The sequence below is a fragment of the Streptomyces sp. NPDC059900 genome, assembly GCF_050270335.1.
Classification (GTDB): Bacteria; Actinomycetota; Actinomycetes; order Streptomycetales; family Streptomycetaceae; genus Streptomyces.
The window spans coordinates 11309-15638 of record NZ_JBNNJZ010000160.1 but is presented as its reverse complement, the minus strand read 5'-3'; the positions used below and the strand labels follow the sequence as shown (position 1 = coordinate 15638).

The 4330-nt window shown below is 68.7% G+C and carries 6 protein-coding genes; 3 read left to right on the top strand and 3 right to left on the bottom strand.

What is annotated here, in order from left to right; all coding sequences use genetic code 11:
* The 3 genes from ACQKIP_RS21560 to ACQKIP_RS21550 form a co-directional block, all read left to right on the top strand.
* Nucleotides 1-387 (top strand): anti-sigma factor domain-containing protein (locus ACQKIP_RS21560; protein ID WP_427743803.1); only part of this gene is annotated, 387 nt, incomplete at its 5' end.
* Between the two features lie 248 nt (nucleotides 388-635).
* Nucleotides 636-1214: a fasciclin domain-containing protein gene (locus ACQKIP_RS21555; RefSeq protein ID WP_365856892.1), complete on the top strand. Its 579-nt coding sequence runs from the start codon at nucleotides 636-638 to the stop codon at nucleotides 1212-1214.
* Nucleotides 1215-1400: 186 nt separating this feature from the next.
* Nucleotides 1401-1880 (top strand): helix-turn-helix domain-containing protein, encoded by a 480-nt coding sequence (locus tag ACQKIP_RS21550; RefSeq protein WP_365856890.1) that lies wholly within the window; start codon nucleotides 1401-1403, stop codon nucleotides 1878-1880.
* Nucleotides 1881-2012: 132 nt separating this feature from the next.
* On the opposite strand, the gene ACQKIP_RS21545 is transcribed toward ACQKIP_RS21550, so the two are convergent.
* The 3 genes from ACQKIP_RS21545 to ACQKIP_RS21535 all read right to left on the bottom strand — a co-directional run.
* Nucleotides 2013-2405: a tautomerase family protein gene (locus ACQKIP_RS21545; RefSeq protein WP_365856888.1), complete on the bottom strand. Its 393-nt coding sequence runs from the start codon at nucleotides 2403-2405 to the stop codon at nucleotides 2013-2015.
* Between the two features lie 155 nt (nucleotides 2406-2560).
* Nucleotides 2561-3340, bottom strand: coding sequence for an SDR family NAD(P)-dependent oxidoreductase (locus ACQKIP_RS21540; protein WP_365856886.1), 780 nt, complete (start codon nucleotides 3338-3340; stop codon nucleotides 2561-2563).
* 84 nt (nucleotides 3341-3424) lie between these two features.
* The coding region (locus tag ACQKIP_RS21535; protein ID WP_427743799.1) for an acyl-CoA dehydrogenase family protein at nucleotides 3425-4330 on the bottom strand (906 nt) is incomplete at its 5' end.

Genomic DNA, 4330 nt, shown 5'->3' with positions numbered 1-4330 from the left:
CACGAGCAGGCAGCCCGGGCCCTGGCCGATGCCGGCCAGGTGGCGGCGGTATTGGCCGCCGACGACGCACGGACCCGCGCCGGATCCCTGCCCGGCGGCGCCCGCGGGGTCGTCGTGACGTCGGCAGGCCTGAACCGCGCGGTCTTCACCGCATCGGGGCTCGACGCACCGCCCAAGGGGAAGGTCTACGAACTCTGGTTCGCCGAGGACGGCACCATGCGACCGGCGGGATTCCTCGGCGGGGACGGGAGCGGGCAGCTCGCCCTCATGAGCGGCACGATCGGCCGGGCCACCGGCATGGCCCTCACCATCGAGCCCGCAGGAGGCTCCCGGACGCCGACCCTGCCGCCGGTAGGCCTGATGAATTTTCCCGCCCGGCCTGCCTGACGAGAATGCCGCAGGGTGAACACTCGGCGCCCGGAAAACAACCCACAGTCATTATGTGCATATTCAAATATTCTTTTCCGCCGATCGCGCCAATCCGGCACCGATTCCGCTGCGAATTACCAGTGTCTACGGCACCAGCCGGTTCTCCGACTCTCTTCGGGGGAGGGTCGGAGAGTCCCCACCGGCCACCGCCGGCACCCGTGCAGGAGCAATCCGAGCACTCGCCTCGTCCCGAGGAGGGACCGATCATGACCACCCGAAGCATGATCCACACGGCCGCCCTTTCCGCTGCGGCGATCGCCCTGCCCATTTCCCTTGGGTTCCTCGCCCCAGCCGCCCACGCCAACGACAGCGAGACCTTCGGATCCGCATGTTCATCGGTTCCCAAAGAAGGGGCAGGCAGCCTCGACGGCATGGCCAAGGACCCGGTAGCCACCGCCGCCTCGAACAACCCGGCACTGTCGACCCTCGTGACCGCGGTCAAGAAGGCGGGTCTGGTCGACACGCTCAACAACGCGAAGGACATCACCGTCTTCGCCCCGACCAACGACGCCTTCAAGAAGATCCCGAAGGCCGACCTGGACAAGGTCCTGGCCGACAAGGAACAGCTCACCAAGATCCTCACGTACCACGTGGTGGGCGAGAAGGTCGCGCCGAGCCAGCTGTCGATGGGGTCCTTCAAGACCATGGAGGGCAGCAAGCTCACCACCGACGGATCCGGCGACTCGTACAAGGTCAACGACACGTCCAACATCGTCTGCGGCAACATCAAGACCGCCAACGCCACGGTGTACCTCATCGACAGCGTCCTCATGCCGCCCAAGTAGGCGGCGACCGGTGAGGGGTCCGGGCTGTGGCTCAGCAAGACCGCCACGGCCCGGACGCATGAATCGCACGGTGGCAGCCCCTCCCCCATGCCCGTCCCATAGCCCGTAGCCCACGGCCGCGGGGCCACATGGGGGAATTCGCGCGCTCGCCCGTACGCATTCCTCTTGCCGGATTGTCGTACGGCCATGAACACCACGAACCTGGAAGCGGGCCTACGCCCCGCTGCGCCGCCCGCTGCCGCATCCCGCCAGGCCACGGCCACCTTGCCCTCAGCCTCCGATCGCCGTCGCCTGCGCGAGCAGTGGGGACTGACACCACATCAGGTCGCCGCGGCTTTCGGCGTGACGGTGACGACCGTGCAGTCCTGGGAGGCGGGTCGAACCGCACCCCGGGGCGAAAGACGCCGCGCCTACGCGCAGTTCCTCGCGGGCCTGGGCCAGTCAATGCCCGCGCAGCACACACCACACCGCGGCAACCCGAAGCCCGGCGCGACGGTGGCCGTGGCGATGCGGCCAGGTGCGGCACCCATGACCGGCGGCCGCCCCGTACTGCGTGCGCACGATCCCGTGTCGCCGCACCGCGTGCGCAGGCTGCGACTGGCTGCCGCAGGCATCGGTCTGTGGAGCGTATTCGTGCACTTGATGGTGACAGTCCCGACTCCCTGAACCGCAGGCCCCTTGCCGACAGCTCACACTGCTGCAGCGGTGTGAGCGCGGGCGGAGTGTGCGACACCCGGCCCCGCCACGGCGTCTCAGGCGGGTCCGTACTGCCGCGACGGAAGTTCGACGGTGCTGCGCTCACAGCTGTGGCTGGAGATACTGGGCATCGCCGTTGCCCAGCGACCAGTCCGCATTGTCGTTCTCGGTCAGGACGACGAACATGTTGCGCGGTTCGGTGCCTGCGTAGTCCAGGGCGAGTTCGGCGATACGCCGGTACAGCTCCTGCTTCTGCGTGTCCGGGCGGCCGGCCCGCAGCGTGATGGCCACGTACACGATGCCCTCGTCGCGCTGCACGCCGAGATAGGTGCCGTAGCGCAGCAAGCCGTACTCCTGGTCGTGGCCGGTCAGGATCTGGAAGTGGTCCTCGTCAGGGAAGCCCATCGTCTCGCCGAGCGCCTCGTGGACGGCCCGCCCCAGTGCCTTCAACTGCCGTATGTCGCAGTGCATGGCGTCGATGCGGACGAGTGGCATGGTGCCTCCAGGGTCGATCTCCAGCGTTCCGCCATCACTGTACATACTAGTAGGTACAGATAGAGTGGCCGGGCCGTTGATTCCGACTGGTGTCATTCCTGCCTTCGTGAGGCCGAGCCGGCCCAGAAGATCACTCGCCTCGCCCGTCCGGCTTGCTACTCGGGGAACGGGCCGCGGACGGAGACTCCTCCGTCGAGAACGATCTGTTGGCCGGTGACGTAGCGTGCCTCGTCCGAGGCCAGGTAGACGGTCGCAGCGGCCATCTCCTCCGAAGTGCCGTAGCGGCCTGCCGGAATCTCCGGGACCCAGTCGCCCGCGGAGCTGGGGGTGTTGACTGCGGTGCTGATCGCCCCGCCTGCGACGACGTTCATCCGGATGCCGTCGCCCGCGTACTCGGCCGCGACGGTGCGGGCCAGGCTGTAGAGGCCGGCCTTGGCCGCGCCGTATCCGGCCTGCTTCGGCGCGGCCATGAAGCCGGTGACCGAGCCGATGCTGACGATGTTCCCGCCCGTTCCCTGTTCCAGGAACAGGCGCAGTACGCGGCGTACGGCGCGGGCCACGTAACGCAGGTTCAGGTCGTAGACGGTCTCCCAGTCCTCGTCCTTCATCTCGTGGAACTTGACCGCGGGTACGAACGCCACTTGGCCGCCGACCACCGTGACCATGGTGTCCAGGCCGCCGAGTCGTTCGGCCGCACCGGCGATCATGTCGTCCAGCTGGTCACGCGAGCGGACGTCCCCGCTGATCGCATGGGCCGTGTATCCGGCCGTCCGCAATTCGTCTGCCGCCTCGGTCGCCCGTGCGGTGTCCACGTCAGCCACCACCACGCCCGATCCGGCGGCGGCGAAGGCACGGACGACGGCGCGACCGATGCCCGTCCCGCCGCCGCCGATCACCAGAGCTCTCTTGCCGTCGAGTCTGCTCGCCCCCGTCATGAACCCTCCATCATCGTCGAGTTGACCAAGGCTAGTTGTGGCCACGGGCTCTACCTACACACCCGTACGGGCAGGTCAGTCGGGTCAGGTCAGGTCGAGGAAGCTCCAGCGGGCGTCCGGCCGGGCGCCGCTGAGCCACTTGCCGCAGTTCTGGAGCACGACCGGGCTCGACGTGATGTGCTGCGCGCCCGTCCCCAGGTCGCGCAGGAAGCGGTCGACCGGGCCGCGGCGGATCGCCGCCGAGCCGGCCCAGCGGTGGACGGTGCGGCCCACCTCGCACACGGTCGAGGTCGTGTGGTTCAGGACGAGACGGATGAGAGTGTCCTGCTCCGTGCTCGGCAGCTCGCCCCGGTCCAGGGTTTTCTCGACGTCCTGCCAGACGTCGTTCACCCAGGCACGGGCTGCCCGCAGTCCGGCCTCCGCCGTCGCGTACTCGGCGTGGAACTGGGAGGTGTCGACCGCGGCGCCTCGCGAGCCGGTCCGCGCCGCCGCGACCCGCTTCAGCTCGTCCAGGAGCCGGCGCCCGACACCCAGGGCCCAGCCCGTGTGCCCGATCGCCGACATGTTGACCAGGCCGATGCGGTAGACGGCGCCGCCGTTGACCGGGGTGCTGGTGGTCGCGTCGTAGGTGTACTCGTGTGGCACGTACACATCGGTGCAGTGGTAGTCGATGCTGTGTGTCGCGCGCAGCCCGAGCACGTCCCAGTTGCCGTCCAGGGTGACCTGTGACTTCGGCATCGCCAGGACCCGCAGTTCACCGGTGTCCTCGACCTGGATCGCGCTGTGGATGTGGGTGGCGTGCGCCATGCCGGAGGCGAACTGCCATTGACCGCTGACCCGGTAGCCGCCTTCCGCGGGGACGGCTCGGCCGGGGCGTGTGCCGTGGCCGGAGAGCAGCGCGTACTTCCCGTTCGGCACATCGGGGAACAGGTCGGCCGCCGCGTCCGCGGCCAGGTACGCGGCGGTGGTCCCGGTCATCAGCTGCAGCGC

Excerpts from the sequence above, each read along its gene's own strand:
- ACQKIP_RS21555 (WP_365856892.1), top strand. The coding sequence starts at position 636 with ATGACCACCCGAAGCATGATCCACACGGCCGCCCTTTCCGCTGCGGCG.
- ACQKIP_RS21550 (WP_365856890.1), top strand. The coding sequence starts at position 1,401 with ATGAACACCACGAACCTGGAAGCGGGCCTACGCCCCGCTGCGCCGCCC.
- ACQKIP_RS21545 (WP_365856888.1), bottom strand. The coding sequence starts at position 2,405 with ATGCCACTCGTCCGCATCGACGCCATGCACTGCGACATACGGCAGTTG.
- ACQKIP_RS21540 (WP_365856886.1), bottom strand. The coding sequence starts at position 3,340 with ATGACGGGGGCGAGCAGACTCGACGGCAAGAGAGCTCTGGTGATCGGC.